The sequence below is a fragment of the Thioalkalivibrio sp. ALE25 genome (assembly GCF_000377285.1).
Taxonomy (GTDB): Bacteria; Pseudomonadota; Gammaproteobacteria; order Ectothiorhodospirales; family Ectothiorhodospiraceae; genus Thioalkalivibrio.
The window spans coordinates 128,087-144,321 of the sequence record NZ_KB897926.1 but is presented as its reverse complement, the minus strand read 5'-3'; the positions used below and the strand labels follow the sequence as shown (position 1 = coordinate 144,321).

Annotated in this window: 17 protein-coding genes; 7 read left to right on the top strand and 10 right to left on the bottom strand. The window is 64.6% G+C overall.

Annotation, left to right across the window (positions count from 1 at the left end; genetic code table 11):
* Window positions 1-34: 34 nt before the first annotated feature.
* The 3 genes from C996_RS0102405 to C996_RS0102395 all read right to left on the bottom strand — a co-directional run bounded on the left by C996_RS0102405 (window position 35) and on the right by C996_RS0102395 (window position 3,423).
* Window positions 35-859: a hypothetical protein gene (locus tag C996_RS0102405; protein ID WP_018865875.1), complete on the bottom strand. Its 825-nt coding sequence runs from the start codon at window positions 857-859 to the stop codon at window positions 35-37.
* 248 nt (window positions 860-1,107) lie between these two features.
* Window positions 1,108-2,241, bottom strand: a complete 1,134-nt coding sequence (locus C996_RS0102400; RefSeq protein ID WP_018865874.1) for a glycosyltransferase — start codon at window positions 2,239-2,241, stop codon at window positions 1,108-1,110.
* On the bottom strand, window positions 2,242-3,423 hold the full coding sequence (locus tag C996_RS0102395) for an O-antigen ligase (protein WP_231367124.1): 1,182 nt from the start codon (window positions 3,421-3,423) through the stop codon (window positions 2,242-2,244).
* A gap of 172 nt (window positions 3,424-3,595) precedes the next feature.
* On the opposite strand from C996_RS0102395, the gene C996_RS0102390 reads away from it, so the two are divergent.
* From C996_RS0102390 to C996_RS0102380, 3 genes are all read left to right on the top strand, one after another.
* Window positions 3,596-4,354: a glycosyltransferase family 25 protein gene (locus C996_RS0102390; protein WP_026279168.1), complete on the top strand. Its 759-nt coding sequence runs from the start codon at window positions 3,596-3,598 to the stop codon at window positions 4,352-4,354.
* A gap of 108 nt (window positions 4,355-4,462) precedes the next feature.
* The gene (locus C996_RS0102385; RefSeq protein ID WP_026279167.1) at window positions 4,463-5,134 is read left to right on the top strand and encodes a 2OG-Fe(II) oxygenase; all 672 of its coding nucleotides are present in this window, start codon (window positions 4,463-4,465) and stop codon (window positions 5,132-5,134) included.
* 28 nt (window positions 5,135-5,162) lie between these two features.
* Window positions 5,163-6,122, top strand: coding sequence for a mitochondrial fission ELM1 family protein (locus C996_RS0102380; protein WP_018865870.1), 960 nt, complete (start codon window positions 5,163-5,165; stop codon window positions 6,120-6,122).
* A 13-nt stretch (window positions 6,123-6,135) separates the two neighbouring features.
* Here the strand turns inward: C996_RS0102380 and lpxL are convergent, their stop codons facing one another.
* The gene (lpxL, locus tag C996_RS0102375; RefSeq protein ID WP_255349354.1) at window positions 6,136-7,065 is read right to left on the bottom strand and encodes an LpxL/LpxP family Kdo(2)-lipid IV(A) lauroyl/palmitoleoyl acyltransferase; all 930 of its coding nucleotides are present in this window, start codon (window positions 7,063-7,065) and stop codon (window positions 6,136-6,138) included.
* A gap of 20 nt (window positions 7,066-7,085) precedes the next feature.
* Between lpxL and C996_RS0102370 the strand changes: the two genes are divergently transcribed.
* Window positions 7,086-8,348 carry a 3-deoxy-D-manno-octulosonic acid transferase gene (locus tag C996_RS0102370; protein ID WP_018865868.1) on the top strand — a complete coding sequence of 421 codons (1,263 nt, stop codon included), beginning with the start codon at window positions 7,086-7,088 and terminating at the stop codon, window positions 8,346-8,348.
* Window positions 8,349-8,421: 73 nt separating this feature from the next.
* Here C996_RS0102370 and C996_RS13960 read toward each other — a convergent pair whose 3' ends face one another.
* On the bottom strand, window positions 8,422-8,985 hold the full coding sequence (locus C996_RS13960) for a SprT-like domain-containing protein (protein ID WP_231366510.1): 564 nt from the start codon (window positions 8,983-8,985) through the stop codon (window positions 8,422-8,424).
* 386 nt (window positions 8,986-9,371) lie between these two features.
* On the opposite strand from C996_RS13960, the gene C996_RS0102360 reads away from it, so the two are divergent.
* Window positions 9,372-9,818: a hypothetical protein gene (locus C996_RS0102360; RefSeq protein WP_018865866.1), complete on the top strand. Its 447-nt coding sequence runs from the start codon at window positions 9,372-9,374 to the stop codon at window positions 9,816-9,818.
* A gap of 28 nt (window positions 9,819-9,846) precedes the next feature.
* Here the strand turns inward: C996_RS0102360 and rnd are convergent, their stop codons facing one another.
* From rnd to C996_RS0102335, 5 genes are all read right to left on the bottom strand, one after another.
* The gene (rnd, locus tag C996_RS0102355; protein ID WP_018865865.1) at window positions 9,847-10,995 is read right to left on the bottom strand and encodes a ribonuclease D; all 1,149 of its coding nucleotides are present in this window, start codon (window positions 10,993-10,995) and stop codon (window positions 9,847-9,849) included.
* The gene (locus C996_RS0102350) at window positions 10,988-11,290 is read right to left on the bottom strand and encodes a DUF1244 domain-containing protein (RefSeq protein ID WP_018865864.1); all 303 of its coding nucleotides are present in this window, start codon (window positions 11,288-11,290) and stop codon (window positions 10,988-10,990) included. Before C996_RS0102350 ends, rnd begins: the two co-directional genes overlap by 8 nt.
* 98 nt (window positions 11,291-11,388) lie before the next feature.
* Window positions 11,389-11,880 carry a rod shape-determining protein MreD gene (gene mreD, locus C996_RS0102345; RefSeq protein ID WP_018865863.1) on the bottom strand — a complete coding sequence of 164 codons (492 nt, stop codon included), beginning with the start codon at window positions 11,878-11,880 and terminating at the stop codon, window positions 11,389-11,391.
* Window positions 11,877-12,728, bottom strand: coding sequence for a rod shape-determining protein MreC (gene mreC / locus C996_RS0102340; RefSeq protein ID WP_018865862.1), 852 nt, complete (start codon window positions 12,726-12,728; stop codon window positions 11,877-11,879). Before mreC ends, mreD begins: the two co-directional genes overlap by 4 nt.
* Window positions 12,729-12,950: 222 nt before the next feature.
* The gene (locus C996_RS0102335) at window positions 12,951-13,997 is read right to left on the bottom strand and encodes a rod shape-determining protein (RefSeq protein ID WP_018865861.1); all 1,047 of its coding nucleotides are present in this window, start codon (window positions 13,995-13,997) and stop codon (window positions 12,951-12,953) included.
* A 410-nt stretch (window positions 13,998-14,407) separates the two neighbouring features.
* Here C996_RS0102335 and gatC point away from each other — a divergent pair, with 410 nt between their 5' ends.
* Both gatC and gatA read left to right on the top strand, forming a co-directional pair.
* Window positions 14,408-14,695 carry an Asp-tRNA(Asn)/Glu-tRNA(Gln) amidotransferase subunit GatC gene (gatC, locus tag C996_RS0102330; RefSeq protein WP_018865860.1) on the top strand — a complete coding sequence of 96 codons (288 nt, stop codon included), beginning with the start codon at window positions 14,408-14,410 and terminating at the stop codon, window positions 14,693-14,695.
* Window positions 14,696-14,776: 81 nt separating this feature from the next.
* A complete protein-coding gene (gene gatA, locus C996_RS0102325; protein WP_018865859.1) occupies window positions 14,777-16,231 on the top strand; it encodes an Asp-tRNA(Asn)/Glu-tRNA(Gln) amidotransferase subunit GatA in 1,455 nt (484 codons plus the stop codon).
* Window positions 16,232-16,235 lie beyond the last annotated feature (4 nt).

The following is a 16,235-nucleotide window of genomic DNA, read 5'->3' as shown; positions in this document are numbered from 1 at the left end:
GCGGGCCAGATCAGGTCCCTGTCAGTTACCTCGGTCAGTCCCGGGAGTTCGCTATTTCCGCTGCCAAGGCCTCTTCGGCTCGCGCCCAATAGGTATCGATCCAGGGAGTTGGGCGGATCTGCTTGTACAGCCTTTTGCGCCAGCGTTTTTCCGGCCATTTTCCTTCCAGGGCATCCGGCGGGTTGGGCGAGCCCGGGAAAGCGACTACGCGGGCACCCTCGGGTATCGCCGGTGTGCGCCAGAGACGGGCGGGCCAGGCCGGTACGCAATGGACCTTGAAAAGCGCGCACCACGCATCCGGCCAGAATCGCAAGGAGTCGATCTCGCGGCTTATGAACGTCTGTGAGTTGCGGTACCGCTTGTGGAAATGATGGAAGTTGCTGAGCAGCCTTTCCAGCAGGTAGCCGTGCACCCCCATGCGAAACCGGAACACGGATGTGTTGCCGATTCCAGACCCGGGCTGGGTCCAGTTCTGCATCACGACGAAGGGGTGGTCGCGTTCGTGCTCGAAGAAAGGGTCGAGGGAATCCGTCACTACAACGTCCAGATCCAGGAACAGCCAGTCGCCCTCGAGACCGGAGAGCGAGGCTGGATCTAGATAGAGCGTCAACTTGCGCCACCCGGTGTTGCACCAAGGTTCGGGAATGTCGATTTCGGGGCATGGGTGCGTCTCGACTTCCGAGCGCAAGCCGTTGGGGTCATCGGTAAGACACACGAACCGGACCGGTCCCGTCGTTTGACGTCGCACGGCAGCGTACAGCCGGTTGACATATTCCGGACCGTAGAGCGAGCCCCATTTCATGCAGATGACTTGTTTGCTGCCGACTTCGTGGGCAGGCGTTTGCTCGCTCTGTTCCATTGGTGATTCCTTGTTCGATGGCGCTGAAGAGTTGCGAGTACCTGGCCTGGCCAGCTAGGGCTGTGTTCACTGCGCCTTAGCTAGACAGAGGATTGTCGCCGAACTGCAGGCGACTGTCAGGTCAAGCTGTGTCAAAAATTTGGGAGGTTACCCCTTGAACCAGATCGGGACGTTCTCGAGGCTGGATGTGGTCGCTCTCGGGTGGGGCCGCAACATTGGCAGGAGTGCTGTGGGTAGAACTCCGAGGCTCATGTAATTCGGTGGTGGGTGTCTGTTCCGTTGGTAAGTGATTCATATAATTTGATTGTCCGCTGACACATGGTGTTTAGATCCCACGTGTGAGGCCACCGGGGGAGCGGGTGGTCTCCTTGCGCCCATTCAGCCAGCCGTTGGGCGGCCAGTTGCGTATCGCCCACAGGGACGAGGCCTTCCGGGAACAGAGTTGCCAACTGTTCGCCCACCCCGCCGTGGTTGTATCCGAGAACCGGGCGTCCCAGGCTCAGGGCCTCAAGAGTCGTGCGGCCGAAGGACTCCGGTTGTGTGGATATGGACAAGGCGGCGTCCGACATGGCCAGGATTTCGCGCAGGTCGCTACGTTGACCCGTGAAAGTCACGTGGGGACCCAGTTCATCTTCCGAGATCCGGCGTACCAGCTCTCGGTGATAGTTTTGCTTCCGCGGGTCAGTACCGCCGACGATGAGCAGGTGGGCCGGTATATTCCGGTCCCGAAGCCCTTTCAGGATGTCCAGTGCGTCGAGGTGGCCTTTCAGTCGAGTGATGCGTCCCGGCAGTGCGATTGTGTAGCGTCCCTGAAGCTGGGGGAACGTTTTCTCCCACAGGGCCATCCAGCCCGGTGAAGGCCGAAACTCGGGGTAGTATTCGCCGGTATCAATTCCGCGATGGATCACCTCGATGCGGCCGGGGTCAAGGTGCGGGTAATGGTTCAGCAGGAACGAGCGGAGGCTTTCGGATACCGTGACCACGCGCTCGCCACGCGTGAGGATCGCACTGTAACGGTTGACCGAGTTGAAGCCGTGGACCGACGTGACCAGTCGCGGTCGTTCGCTGGAAGGCAGGCCAGACCAAGCCTTCCACGCTATCCAGGCCGGCATGCGCGACCGAACGTCTATGACGTCCACACGCTGTTCGTGGAGGAACTGGCGTAGTGGTCGAACCAGGCGAAACGTCCAGGGGGACTTCTTCCCAATGGGCCAGGAAAAGTGTTCGCTCCCCTGCGCCTCGAGCTCTGGCACCATCCGTCCGCCCGCAGACATCACCAAGGAGCGGTGGCCGGCGGCAACCAAGGATTGCCCGATCTCCAGGGTGCCGCGCTCCACGCCGCCTGATTCTAGCGCGGGGACCATTTGCAGTACGCGTCTCATCTATGCCTTGGGCCTGAGTTGACCGTTGGTACGTGTCGACTCTTTCTCGCGTAGCGGGTCGTGCAGCAAGCGCACCATACTGCCCACCAGTATGATCATGAAGATCAGTCGGCCAGCCTCCATTGTCGATTCGAAGAGGGAGCCGATGGCGAATGCGCTGAGCAAGAGGATCGCTGGCTCTCGGGCGGACGGAGAAGTCTTGTAGACCAATGCGGTTAGCAAGGCCAGCCATGCGATCAGGCCGGGTAAGCCGAATGTCACGAAATTCTCGATGTACTGGTTGTGGAAGTGAGTAAACTCAGTGATGACTCGGGAGTCGTAGCCGTGCGCGTCGAGTGCTTCCTTTGCGGCGTCGTGGATTTCGGTTCGGTCCGACCCAAGGCCTATTTGAGGATTGCGCATCCCCAGCTCAGCCCCGATGTGCCACTGTTGCACGCGTGTTCCAAGGCTGGATTGGAGTTCTCCGGATTGAATTAGCCGGATTTCCTCCAGCGAGCGGTCGATACGGTCATGTCCTGCAGACCAGGTCAGCCCAGCGACACCGAGAAGTACGGCCGCAAGTAGAAGCCACTTTTGCGAAGTGAGAATGGCCGAACGGCGCAGCCGGAACAGGGCGATCAGCGTTGCGCCCACAATCCAGATCAGCCAGGCTCCGCGAGTACCGGACGCTATGGTCCCGGCAAAGGCGAGGCCGGAAAACATGAAAAAGACCATGACACCCGGCAGTCGGGGGTGCGTGGAGGCGCGATAAAGTGCAAGGGTGCCAAGCGTGCCGAGGAGGATGCCGAACGGTACCGGGTTGAATCCGAGTGCGGCCCGTCTTGCGCCTTCTATGGCGACCTCGTGAATGGCCAGGGCGCCCGCGAGCGCGGCCCCTAGCCCGGCACCCCACCAGAATGCGGCGGTACTGAACCCGGTGCGGGCCAGGTGGAGGAATACGAGAACCCCGAGAATGAATCGCAGAGGCTTGCCGAGTTCGTCAATCGGTGTGCCGTGCAATAGCCCTAGGGCGATGCTGGAGCCCCCATATGCCATCAGGCCGAGTATCCAGGGCCAGTGTAGCTTGAAGGCTTCGGGGAACTCTTTGGCGAGGGGGTATAGGGTCGCCAGTGCCAAGAGCAGAAGCGATGCCGTAAAGGGGCCATGTTCGTAAGCGATGATCCCTGTCAGTACGGCGAACACGAGCAAAGAGTTCGCGAAGTAAAGAGGGTGATTTTTCAGCGAATCCGCTATGGGGCGGAGCGTTTCAGTAAATCGTGGAAGGGGCACAAAGCGGCCTCGGCATTTGAAGCTCGTGTATTCTAGACGATTCGCTAGGCCGAAATAGAGTCTGAGTTCGCAGGGTCAGGATGACATGAGGGTTTTCGTAATTAGCCTGGATCGCGCCGTTGAACGTCGTGCAGCGGTCACGCGAAGGCTTCGAAGCTGCGGTGTCGAACCGGAGTTTGTTCCTGCGGTCGACGGGCGATGCTTGTCCGACTTCGAGGCTCGCCAGCGGGGCTACCGGGCGAGCCGATTCCGTCAGCCGCTTCAGGCATCCGAAATCGGCTGCGTCCTCAGCCATTTTCGGGCTCTGAGGTTGTTCCTGAAAACGGGCGAAGAGTCGTGCGTGATTCTGGAGGATGACGCCGAGATAGCGTCGAATTTCGTCGAACAGGTTCGAAGGCTGGAAAGCGGGATCAGTGGCTGGGATCTGATCAAGCTGGAGAACCGCCCTGGTACTGTGAAGGGGCCAGTGGTGGCGCACGTTGAAGGTATGGATGTCTTCGTGTCCCTGCGCCCAGGGTTTGGTGCGACGGGCTTTGTGTACTCGCGGCTTGGCGCCAGAAAGGTTCTGGACTCCTGGGAGGCTGCCTTTTCGAGGCCATACGATACCTTGTTGTCGCAGGCTTGGAAAAAGCGTTTGTGCATCCTTCAGGTCTTTCCCGCGTTGGCATGGGAGGACGGTGGTGAGTCGATGATGGATGGTCGTGTACCTCGTACTTCGGGGCCGCCGGGGGTCGCCGGGTTGATGCGTGGAATGGATCGTTTGACCGATTCCTTGGGCAAGCGAGTCCACGCCTGGCTAGTAAGTCGATGGAAAGTTCACGTGCTTCCGGCCTACCTCCCTTGAGGCATTGTTTGCGATGGACGGTTTGGTAGGTGCCCGATTGGTTTTCAGTACGATGGGGCTGTTATGGTGGCTCATTATAAAGATTGTCGATAAACAAGGCGTTCGATGATGGATACAGCCGCTGAAGTGGCAGAGCAGGTGGAGGCGTCGCTGCGGCGGGCGTCATCGGAGGCATATCCATATCGGCGGTGGTATCCGCACGCGGTGCTGCCCGAGGCGGCAGCGCGTGCAGTTGAGGCACTGCCGTTCAAGGCGCCGGCGATCGGCGATACCGAGGGCAAGCGCGAGACGCACAACAGCTCCCGCCGCTTCTTCGACGCCGAGAATCGGAAGGCCTTCGAGGTCTGCGAGAGCGTTGCGGCGGCCTTCGAGAGTCCGCAGGTGCTGGATGCGATCTTTGAGGTGTGCGGCGTGGACGTGAGCGGCAATTACTTGCGTATCGAGCACTGCCTGGATACCGAGGGTTTCTGGCTGGCACCGCATACGGACCTGGGTGTGAAGAAATTCACCATGCTGCTGTACCTGTCCACCGATCCGGGCTACGAGAACTGGGGCACGGATGTGTACGTGGACGCCGAGACGCACTACGAGACCGCCCCCGGTACGTATAACAGCGCCTTGGTATTTGTGCCGGCCGACAACACTTGGCACGGCTATCATCGGCGCCCGCTTGAAGGTGTACGCCGGTCCCTGATCATCAACTACGTCACCGAAGAGTGGCGCAATCGCCACGAACTGGCCTCGCCGGATACCCCTGTGCAGAGGGGTGTGCCCGCTTGAGCGAAAGCCGGACGCGGGCCGCTTGGCTGTGAACGAGATCTCGTGCTGGACCCTGACCACCGGCGAGGCCGGGATGACCAGTCAGGTCCGTGGCCTGGCCGAGGCCGTCGGGCTGCCCTACGAGCACAAGACGGTGGGGCTGCGACGCCCCTGGCGCTGGATGCCCGGCTCCTTTGCCCCGGGCGTGCTGCGGGGACTGACCGCTGACAGTGATGCCCTGGAGCCACCCTGGCCACGCCTGCTGATCTCTTGCGGGCGGCGGAGCGCCACGGTTGCCGTCGCCCTCAAGCGCGCCAGTCGTGGCGCCATCATGACTGTGCATGTGCAGGACCCGCAGATCTCTCCGCGCCATTTCGACTGGGTGGTGCCGCCGCGTCACGATGGGCTGGCCGGCCCCAACGTGATTGCGACGCGTGGCGCCCTGCACCGGGTGACCGCCGAGCGGCTGGAGTCGGCGCGCGCGGATCTGGGGGACGCCTGGGCGGCGTTTCCCCGGCCCTGGGTCGCGGTGCTGATCGGGGGTGCTACCCAGCGCGGTGATCTGGGGCAGGAACGACTAGATGCCCTGATCCGTGACCTGCGTTCGGCCGCAGAAGCCTCCTGGGGAAGTGTGCTGGTCACGCCCTCGCGGCGGACGGGCGCGGCCAGCACGCGACGACTGGTCGAGGGGCTGGCGGATGTTCCCGGGTTTGTCTGGGACGGGCAGGGCGAGAACCCCTTTATGGCGATGCTGGCAACAGCCGACCATATCGTGGTCAGTGCCGATTCCGTGTCCATGGTCTCGGAGGCGGCGGCGACCGGTGTCCCCGTATACACGGTGGCCCTGGGGCCGCTCGGCCGTCGCCTGCAGGCCTTTCACTCTGCCCTGGAGGCGGAAGGCGTGACCCGACCGTTTAGCGGGGCGCTCGATCAGTGGTCCTACGCGCCGGTCAACGATACGCCGAAGGTGGCTGCGCATATCCGCCGCGAATTGGGTCTGGAAGACTGATCGCGCGCGAGCCTCAGCCCGCGTAAGGATCGGGCATGCCCGCGCGCTTCTTGAAGCGCTTGTGGGTCCAGAAGTACTGGCCCGGGGCGTCCATCACGGCTTCTTCGATGATGTGGTTGATGCGCAGGGTGTCGGCGTAGGCGTCCTCGGTAGGGAAGTCTTCCACCGGGGGGTGGATGGTCACGACGTAGTGGCCGTCGTCCCGGCGGTAGCCGAAGAAGGGCAGGACCGGGGCGCCGCTGACCCGGGCGATGCGATGGGTGGCCGTTTGCGTGTTCGCGGGTTCGCCGAAGAACGGGACCAGTTCGGTCTGGCGCCCGCTGGTGGCCTGGTCGGGCGCGTACCACACGGGCATGTTGTTGCGCAGGGTGCGCAGCAGGCCCTTCACGTCGTCGCGGGCGATCACGCCCGCCGTGTGCCGGTCGCGGTTGACCTTGAACAGGTAATTGATCAGCGGGCGCTCGCTGGGCCGGTACATCGCGGCAAAGTCCCGGTGCAGGCCCAGCAGGCGCCCGCAGAGCTCGAGTGTGGTGAAATGGGCGCTGACCAGCAGGGCCCCTTTGCCCTGCTCCAGTGCCCTGTCCAGATGTTCCAGCCCGTGGATTGTGTAATGTCCCTTGAGTTGCGTGTCGCGTCCCCACCAGGCCATGGCCATCTCGAGGACCCCCATTCCGGCCGCCTCGAAGTGCTCGTGCAGCCACTGTTCGCGCTGCTCGGTGGACTGGTCGGGAAAGCACAGTTCGAGGTTGGTGCGGGCGATCGCACGACGCTCGCGGCCGAAGCGGTAGAACAGTCGCCCGATGCCGCGGCCGAGTGCCTGCTGCCAGCGGATGGGCAGCTGGATGACCAGCCGTGCCAGGCCGATGACCGCCCACATGGGCCAGGTGGTGGGACCGCGGGGTGGGCGTTCGGTCGCGCTCGATGGTTCGGGCCGTGCCGTCACGGATCGGAGTCTCCCTGCGAATGACCCGCGTAGTCTACACGGCGCTGCTTGCGTTGCTGACCCCCTTGTTGCTGATCCGCCACGGCTTGCGCAGCCGTCGGGCTTCGGTGCGTGTCCGGCTGGGCGAGGTCATGGGCTGGGCGCGCGCGCCGGAGCCGGCCGAGATCTGGATTCATGCGGTATCGGTCGGCGAGGTGCTGGCGGCGGAAGCCCTGATTCGCCGGCTGCTGGACGCCGGCCCGCGGCGCATTCTGGTGACGACCACGACGCCGACCGGTGCCGCCATGCTGACGGAGCGGCTCGGCGGTCAGGTCATGCATCGTTTCCTGCCACTGGACCTGCCCTGGCTGCAGCGCCGATTCCTGCGTGCCGTGCGACCGCGCGCCATCGTGGTCATGGAGACCGAGATCTGGCCGAACATGCTGGCGGAGGCGCGGCGTGCCGCGGTGCCGGTCGTGCTGGCGAACGCCCGGATGTCCGGACGTTCGGCCCGACGCTATGCCCGGATCCCGCGGCTGATCGCGCCGGCCATGAGCGGATTTGACTGGATTGCCTGTCGCAATGCGCTGGACCGGGAGCGCTTCGTCGCCCTTGGGGCCGTGCCCGATCGCGTGACGGTCAATGGCGATATCAAGTTCGACATCCACATCGAGGAGGACGATCGCCAGGAGGTCCGGTCCCTGCGTCCAGTGGTTGAGGGGCGCCCGGTGGTGATTCTCGCCAGTACCCATGCCGACGAAGAGGCCCAATTGCTGCCGGGGCTGCACGCACTGCGCGCCGAGTATCCACGCCTTCTGGTGATCGTGGCACCACGCCATCCGCAGCGGTTTCCCGAAGTGGCAGACCTGCTGGAACGTTCCGGGCAAAGCTTCATTCGCCGCAGCGAAGGTGTGCCGGATGCCGCCACGCATTTCTGGCTGCTGGACACGCTGGGGGAGTTGAAACGTTTCTTTGGCCTGGCCGATGTCGCCTTTATTGGGGGGTCACTGGTCGGTGTTGGTGGCCACAACCCGCTGGAGGCCGCATTTTGGAATTGTCCGGTCGTCATGGGGCCGCATGTCGACAACTTTGAACTTCTGGTGGAACGCATGGAGGCCGCGGATCTGCTATGGCGTTCAAGGAATGCCGAGGAGGCGGTCGCGCGGATGGCTGCGTGGCTGGGGGAGGATGAGTCCCGACGCGAGATTATTCGGCAGCGCGCAACCGCTTTTATTGCAGAGAATCAGGGTGCAACGGCGCGTTTACTGGAGTATCTGAACCGACATTCCTTCCCGGGACGATGACGGCGGGGTGCCGGGTTTTCATATGATCCCGGCGCGCCCGGATGCGTGTGCTTGATCGTGGGTGCGCGCGGTATCAGCTGCAACTCCTGCCGGAGCGTCGCAGCCACTGGCCGCATTGGCGGCATTGGTACCGATAGCCGCGCTTGTTAATGAGAAAGTGTCGGCGGGCGCTCAGGGGCTGGGGACCGCATCCGCATACATAGTCGTACTGGCGCATCGTGCGAGTGGTCAGCGCCGTCGCATGCGTGACACTCGGATTGGGGAAACCCAGCGCCCGCATCAGCCCTTTCCATTCGGGGCCATGGGGCCGAACCCTTCGTATGCCGTGGGCGCGGTAGACCAGCGAGTGGGCCACCTCGTGCGCCACCGTCTCGGGAAAATGCTGATCCCATTCCAGGCTGAAGGCTTCCGGATTGAAGCGCAGGGTTTCCGCATTCTTGCTCAGGCGCCATTGCCCGGCTGCCCGGCCTTTCAGATCAAATCGAATGGCCGGGAGGTCTTTGCCCGGTGTGCCTTCGATCAAATGATACAGCCGTGCCACCTCGTCACATATCTGCTTTCTCTTTTCAGGAGAAAGAGTGCGAGCGGACGCTTGTATTTCCTGCGTATTCTTATAATCTTTCTGGCATCGTTCCATGGGTTCGTATTATTCTGCCGTGGCCAAGGGAAACACTGGTTAATGTACACGCTCACGCTCACGCTCGAGTCGCTTTTGTGTGCGAACAAGGCGCGGTGACTGCCGTGCAGTCATTCTGCACAAGGGAGCCGCAACGCCGTTCACGCACAAAAGCGGCCGAGCCCCTTCGGGGTTGGCACCCCAGGTTCCCCAATCCTGCGTTGCCGCCCTTGCCGGTAGAACCACTACCGGCTGCACACCGCGCCTTGGCTCGGAAAACCTGGGGAGCCAACGTGAGCGTGTACATTAACCAGTGTTTCCCTAGTTTTAGAGAATGGGGCGGGGTTATGAACCCCCTGTGGCCCAGACCTGTCATTGAATCGATTTTCAGAATCCGGGAGTGTTGCATGAGCATGGATAACAAGAAGGCCTCCGATCTTTCAGCCGAAGAACTGTACGCCCTCGCGCGCCAGCGGGAAAAGGAAGAGGCCGAGCGCAAGGAGGCCGAACGCCGTGAGAAGCGCGAGAAGCTGATGGAAAAGCGCAAGGAGATGCTGGCGCGCCACCGCAAGGAGCTCAACGAGCTGGAGCGCCAGATCCGCGAACTGGGCGGCCGTGTGGGCCGAGCCGCCAGCACCAGCGGTGGGCGTCGCGGGCGGCGCGCCGGAGGCGAGTCGATCAGCCAGAAGCTGTGCGAGATTGTCGCGAACAAGCCGGAGATGGGTATCAAGGAGATCAAGGCCGAGGCCGAGAAGATCGGTCTGGATACCAAGAACATCAGCCAGACCCTGGCCTACCTGAAGCGCCAGGGCCGGCTGACCTCGCCGCGTCGCGGGATCTACAAGGCGGCCTGACCGCCCCGCAGATCCGCCCGTTCGATGCTCACGGGCGGATCTGCAAGCCCTCCTCCGTACGTGCCAGTTCGCCATCGCCCGCAAACCAGCGGGCGATGGTCTTTCCGGCGATCTCGTGGCGCCAGCCGCTGCCCAGGCGGCCGGTTGTGCCGTCCCCCTTCAGCAACTCGATGACATCCTTGCGCTGGGCGATCGCGGCGGCGGTGATCTGGTTGCGTCGCGCGCATTCGCGCAGCAGGGCCATGCCGATGTCGGCCAGGACCTCCTCGGCCTCGGTGAGCTTCGCCTTCTCCGGGAGCTGTGGCCATTCCTCACGCGGCAGGGCCTGGCCCTCGCGGATCGCCTCCAGCAGTTCTTCCTGACGCGGCGGCTTCATGCCGTCGGGAAAGCCCCGCAGCTGGTGCAGGGCCGCGGTGTCCTGAGGGGTGCGCCGGGCGATGTCGATCAGGATATCGTCGGCCAGGATCCAGCGTCGCGGGCGATCACTCGCCTGTGCGGCGCGTTCGCGCCAGGCCGCCACGGCCTTCAGCACGCCGCGCTCGCGCGGCTTGAGCCGCTTGACGCCAGAGACGCGCTGCCAGGCACCGTCGGGATCCGGTTCGTACAGGGCGGGGTTGCTCAGCGCCTCCATCTCCGGGCGCAGCCAGTGCATGCGGTCGTGGCTCTCCAGTTCATGCAGCAGGCGCATGAACACCGTGGCCAGAAAGCGCACGTCGTCCGCGGCGTAGTGGATCTGCTGTTCGCTCAGCGGGCGGCGTGACCAGTCCGTGCGGGTCTGGCTCTTGTCGAGGTCGCGGTCGAGGATCGCCTTGACCAGGTTGGCATAGCCGATCTGCTCGCCGTAGCCGAGCATGCTGGCGGCGATCTGGGTATCGAATACCGGGGCGGGGACGCGCCCGAGCTCGCGATACAGGACCTCGAGATCCTGTGATGCCGAATGGAAGACCTTGGTCACGCCGGCATCGAACAGCAGGGGCTCAAGCAGGCCCATATCCAGCCGCAGCGGGTCGACACAGGCGATCTGGTCGAGGGTGGCCAGCTGGATCAGGCACAGGCGCGGGTAGTAGGTCTTCTCGCGCATGAACTCGGTGTCCAGCGCGATCCAGTCGGTCCCGGCAATGGTGTCGAGAAAGCCCTGCAGGGCCTCCGGGGTCTCGATCAGGCCATGATCATGCATCGTGCGATTTCTGGCTGGCCTCGAATGCCGCCTTCTGCTCGGGGGTCGCTTCTTGCTGGTAGCGCGCCTTCCATTCGCTGTAGGGCATGCCGTAGACGATCTCGCGCGCCCCTTCGTAGTCGATCGACTCGCCGCGTTCCTCGGCGGCGGCCACGTACCATTTGGACAGGCAGTTGCGGCAGAAGCCGGCCAGGTTCATCAAGTCGATGTTCTGCACGTCCTTGCGCTCGTCCAGATGCTGCAGCAGGCGGCGGAATACGGCGGCCTCGATCTCGGTTTGCTTGTTCGTGTCCATGGCAGGGCTCCTTGTTTCGGGTTGGCGGGGCACAGTATGCGTGACCGTTCACGCTGCTTCGAGCCGGGCGCGGGTATGTGCACGAATCGGCGTCTCCCTCAGGTCAGGTGCAGGAGCCAGCGCCGGCGCACGTCGCGCAGCAGGAAAAAGATCAGCGGCCAGAGCAAGGCGCTGGTGATCACCGGGGCCCAGTACGTAATCCGGTCCGGTGGAAAACCGGTAATCCCCTGGGGCCACAGGGCCAGCAGCTTGTACAGGGCGATCAGGATCGCGACCACCATCATCTGCTGCCAGACCGGGTACACCCGCAGGCGCGGATGGATCTGCAGCACGATGTAGATGATCACCGCCAGGGCGATGGCATTCTGCCCCAGCAGTTGCCCCATCAGGGTATCCAGCAGCAAGCCGGCGACAAAGGCGGTCAGGATGCCCACGCGGGTCGGAAACGCCATGGCCCAGTAGATCAGGACCAGTGCCAGCCACTCCGGCCGCGCGGGGCGCAGGGTCTCGGGGATTGGCACGATGGCCAGGGCCAGGGCCGCCAGCAGGGTCAGCGCCACCGGCCAGGGGATGCCGATGGCGCGGGTCATGGCGTTGCCGGCGCGTTGTCGTCCGGCTCGGGTTCCGGCGTGAATGCGCCCGGCCTTGCCTCCGCATCCTCATCCAGTTCAAGGGGGGCGATGCCCGGCATGATGCCCTCGGTCCACAGCAGCAGGACCTCGCGGGAACGGTCCAGCGCCGCCAGCGGCTCGGCCTGGATGCTCAGAAAGGGCTGGCCCTGCGGGCGCTCGACGGAGGTGACCCGGGCGACTGGATAGTCGGCCGGGAAACGGCCGCCCAGCCCGGAGGTCAGCAGCAGGTCGCCGGGTTCCACGTCTTCCTGCAGCGGGACGTGGCGCATCTCGAGGCGCTGCGGGTTGCCGGTCCCGACCACCAGCCCCCGCAGGCCCGTGCGCGCGCTGAGCACCGGCAGGGCATGGCTGGGATCGGAGATCAGCAGGGCCACGGAACTGGTCAGGCGGGTGGACAGGACCTGCCCGATCACGCCGTCGGCATTGATGACCGGCTGGCCCGCGTAGACGTCGTCCGCGCGCCCCTTGTTGAGCACGATCTGCTGGCGGAAGGGGTCTAGGTCCACGGCCAGCAGCTTGGCGATCTCGACGCGTTCCTCGGCCTGCTGCGCGGTATTGAGCAGGGCCCGCAGGCGGTCGTTCTCCTGCTGTAGGGCCTCGAAACGCAGCTGGCGGGCGCGCAGTTCCGCGTTCTCGCTGCGCAGGATGCGGTTCTCGGTGATCAGGTCCTCGCGGCGGGTGAACGACTCGAACACCCGGCTGACCGCACGGACCGGTGTGTCCACTGCGACTTGCAGCGGGTAGGTCACGGTGGCCAGGGTGCTGCGGACAAACTGCAGTTCATTGACGCGGTGGTCCAGCGCCATCAGCGCCAGGCCCAGCAGGATGACCGCGAGCAGGCGCAGAGTGGGCGAGACACCCAGTCTGAACAGCGGCTTGCTGATGGCGTGACCTCCGGTTGCGGATCGCGTCGACGAGGCAGGGTTGCGGCGTGTTGTACCCGCGATCCTGCCGACCAGTTGCGGTCCGGAGTGTAACCCGAGTCACCGGCCGCGGGAGAGTCAGGGCTCCCGTGGCCGGAGTGGGGGTTATTCCATTGCCAGGAAGTCGACCCGCTTTTCGTCGAGCATCTCGAGCACGCGGCCGCCGCCGCGGGCGACGCAGGTCAGCGGGTCGTCGGCGATGACCACCGGAATGCCGGTTTCCTCCATCAGCAGGCGGTCCAGCTGCTGCAGCAGGGCGGAGCCGCCGGTCAGCACGATGCCGCGCTCGGCAACGTCCGCGCCCAGTTCCGGCGGGGTCTGTTCCAGCGCGGTACGCACGGCGGAGACGATGCCGTACAGCGGGTCCTGCAGGGCCTCGAGGATCTCGTTGGAGTTCAGGGTAAACGAGCGCGGCACGCCCTCGGCCAGGTTGCGGCCCTTGACCTCGATCTCCAGCAGTTCCTTGCCCGGGTAGGCGGAGCCCACCGCGTGCTTGATGCGCTCGGCGGTGGCCTCGCCGATCAGCACGCCGTAGTTGCGGCGCACGTAGGCCATGATGGCCTCGTCGAAGGTGTCACCGCCGATGCGCACGGATTCCGAGTAGACGATGCCGTTCATCGACAGCACGGCGACCTCGGAGGTGCCACCGCCGATATCCAGCACCATCGAGCCCACCGCCTCGTCCAGCGGGATGCCGGCGCCAATGGCCGCGGCCACCGGTTCCTGCAGCAGGTAGACCTTGCGCGCCCCGGCGCCGAAGGCCGATTCGCGGATCGCGCGGCGTTCCACCTGGGTCGCGCCGCAGGGCACGCAGACCAGCACGCGCGGGCTGGGCCGGAAGATCCGGCGTTCGTGCACCTTCTTGATGAAGTACTGCAGCATCTTCTCAGTGGTGGTGAAGTCGGCGATCACGCCGTCCTTCATCGGGCGCACCGTTACCACGTGCTCCGGCGTGCGGCCGAGCATCTTCTTCGCCTCGATCCCCACGGCCTCGATGGAGCGCGGGCCGCCCGGGCCGCGGTCCTGACGAATGGCGACCACGGAGGGTTCGTTCAGGACGATGCCCTGGCCGCGCATATAGATAAGGGTGTTGGCGGTGCCGAGATCGATGGAGATGTCGTTGGAGAACAACCCCAGGAGGCGTTTGAACATGAAGAAGAAACCTGCTTGAGTGGGCGGGCGGGAAAGCCGTCGACTCTAGCAAGCGCCCGGGGTTTGGGCAACAACGGCTTTGTGGTAAGTTTGCGCTCCGTTTTGCCCTCAGGGGAACACTGATTAATGAACACGCTCGCGTTGGCACCCCAGGTTTTCCGAGACCAGGCGCGGCGCGCAGCGGGTAGTGGTTCTACCCGCAAGCGGCGCAACGCCGGATCGGGGAACCTGGGGTGCCAACCCCGAGGGGCTCGGCCGCTTTTGCGCGGGAACGGCGTTGCGGTTCCCTTGTGCAGAATGACTGCACGGCAGTCGCCGCGCCTTGTTCGCACACAAAAGCGACTCGAGCGCGAGCGTGTTCATTGATCAGTGTTCCCCTAAAATCTGAACGCAACAGGACCCTTCCCGCCATGTCCGTCGATACCTCCGAAGTCCGGCGCATCGCCCATCTCTCCCGTCTGGCCATGAACGACGATCAGGCCCGGGATTTCGCGGGAGGGCTGAGCGATATCTTTGCCTTTGTCGAACAACTGGATGGGGCGGCCATCGAGGGTGTCGAGCCGATGGCCCACCCGCTGGACGCCGAGCAGCGCCTGCGCCCGGACGCGGTCACCGAGCCGGACCGGCGCGAGGCCTACCAGGCGATCGCCCCGGCCGTCGAGGGCGGACTGTATCTGGTCCCGCGCGTGATCGAGTGATCCCCCGCGCGTGATCCACTCCACGTTGTCACCGTTCTGTTGAATCCGTCACGCTTCTAGCCAGCAAGAGTCCCCGAAACCATGGCCCAGGAAACCCTGTCCGGCTGGGTGCGCAAGCTCCAGGCCCGCGAGATCAGTTCGCGCGAACTGACCCAGCTGTATCTGGACCGGATCGAGCGCCTCGATCCGGAACTGAACAGCTTTATCACCGTGACCGCCGAGCAGGCGCTGGCGCAGGCCGACGCCGCCGATGCGCGTCTGGCCCAGGGCGAGCAAGCGCCGTTGCTGGGGGTGCCGATCGCGCAGAAGGACATCTTCTGCACCGAGGGCGTGCGCACCTCCTGCGGCTCGCGCATGCTGGATCCGTTCGTCTCGCCCTATAACGCCACCGTGGTCGAGCGCATGAATGCCGCCGGGGCGGTGATGCTGGGCAAGACCAACATGGACGAATTCGCGATGGGTTCGTCCAACGAGACCAGTTTCTACGGGCCCGTGCGCAATCCCTGGGATACCGGGCGGGTCCCGGGTGGTTCCTCCGGGGGCTCCGCCGCCGCGGTGGGCGCGCGCCTGGTGCCGGGGGCCACCGGCACCGACACCGGCGGCTCGATCCGCCAGCCGGCCGCGTTCTGCGGCATTACCGGGCTTAAGCCGACCTACGGCCGCGTCTCGCGCTACGGGATGATCGCCTTCGCCTCCAGTCTCGACCAGGGCGGGCCGATGGCCGCGACCGCCGAGGACTGCGGCCGGATGCTGAACGCGATGGCGGGCTTCGACGAGCGCGACTCCACCAGCGTCGAACGCCCGGCTGAGGACTTCACCGCCGGTCTGAACCAGGACCTCAAGGGCCTGCGCATCGGGCTGCCGACCGAGTTCTTCGGCGAGGCGGGCCTCGACGAGCGCGTGCGCGGCGTAATCGACGCGGCCATCGAGGTGCTCAAGGGCCGCGGTGCCGAGGTGCGCGAGGTCGGCCTGCCCAACAGCCACCTGTCGGTGCCGGCCTATTACGTGGTCGCCCCGGCCGAATGCTCCTCCAACCTCGCGCGTTTCGACGGCGTGCGCTATGGCTATCGCTGCGAGAACCCCGAGGACCTGATGGACCTCTACACCCGCTCGCGCGGGGAGGGCTTCGGCGACGAGGTGAAGCGCCGCATCATGGTCGGCACCTACGTGCTGTCCGCCGGCTACTACGACGCCTACTACCTGAAGGCGCAGAAGGTCCGCCGTATCATCGCCGACGACTTCCGCCGCGCGTTTGCGGACGTGGACGTGCTGCTGGCCCCGACCACCCCGGAGCTGCCGTTCGCACTTGGTGCCAAGGCCGATCCGGTCAGCATGTACCTGTCGGACATCTACACCATCGCCGCGAACCTCGCCGGGCTGCCGGCGATGTCCCTGCCGGCCGGCGAGATCGATGGTCTGCCGGTGGGGCTGCAGCTGATCGGCAACTACTTCGACGAGGCGCGCCTGCTCGGCGTCGCCCACCAGTATCAGCAAGAGACCGACTGGCACACGCGTGTGCCGGCGGCCTTCGCCTGAGGAT

Bases quoted from the DNA above. Each gene is read 5' to 3' on its own strand.
- C996_RS0102385 (WP_026279167.1), top strand. From the start codon at position 4,463: ATGGATACAGCCGCTGAAGTGGCAGAGCAGGTGGAGGCGTCGCTGCGG.
- C996_RS0102360 (WP_018865866.1), top strand. From the start codon at position 9,372: ATGAGCATGGATAACAAGAAGGCCTCCGATCTTTCAGCCGAAGAACTG.
- gatC (WP_018865860.1), top strand. From the start codon at position 14,408: ATGTCCGTCGATACCTCCGAAGTCCGGCGCATCGCCCATCTCTCCCGT.
- C996_RS13960 (WP_231366510.1), bottom strand. From the start codon at position 8,985: ATGGAACGATGCCAGAAAGATTATAAGAATACGCAGGAAATACAAGCG.
- gatA (WP_018865859.1), top strand. From the start codon at position 14,777: ATGGCCCAGGAAACCCTGTCCGGCTGGGTGCGCAAGCTCCAGGCCCGC.
- C996_RS0102405 (WP_018865875.1), bottom strand. From the start codon at position 859: ATGGAACAGAGCGAGCAAACGCCTGCCCACGAAGTCGGCAGCAAACAA.
- C996_RS0102335 (WP_018865861.1), bottom strand. From the start codon at position 13,997: ATGTTCAAACGCCTCCTGGGGTTGTTCTCCAACGACATCTCCATCGAT.
- C996_RS0102370 (WP_018865868.1), top strand. From the start codon at position 7,086: ATGACCCGCGTAGTCTACACGGCGCTGCTTGCGTTGCTGACCCCCTTG.
- C996_RS0102390 (WP_026279168.1), top strand. From the start codon at position 3,596: ATGAGGGTTTTCGTAATTAGCCTGGATCGCGCCGTTGAACGTCGTGCA.
- mreC (WP_018865862.1), bottom strand. From the start codon at position 12,728: ATGGCGCTGGACCACCGCGTCAATGAACTGCAGTTTGTCCGCAGCACC.
- C996_RS0102400 (WP_018865874.1), bottom strand. From the start codon at position 2,241: ATGAGACGCGTACTGCAAATGGTCCCCGCGCTAGAATCAGGCGGCGTG.
- C996_RS0102350 (WP_018865864.1), bottom strand. From the start codon at position 11,290: ATGGACACGAACAAGCAAACCGAGATCGAGGCCGCCGTATTCCGCCGC.
- mreD (WP_018865863.1), bottom strand. From the start codon at position 11,880: ATGACCCGCGCCATCGGCATCCCCTGGCCGGTGGCGCTGACCCTGCTG.
- rnd (WP_018865865.1), bottom strand. From the start codon at position 10,995: ATGCATGATCATGGCCTGATCGAGACCCCGGAGGCCCTGCAGGGCTTT.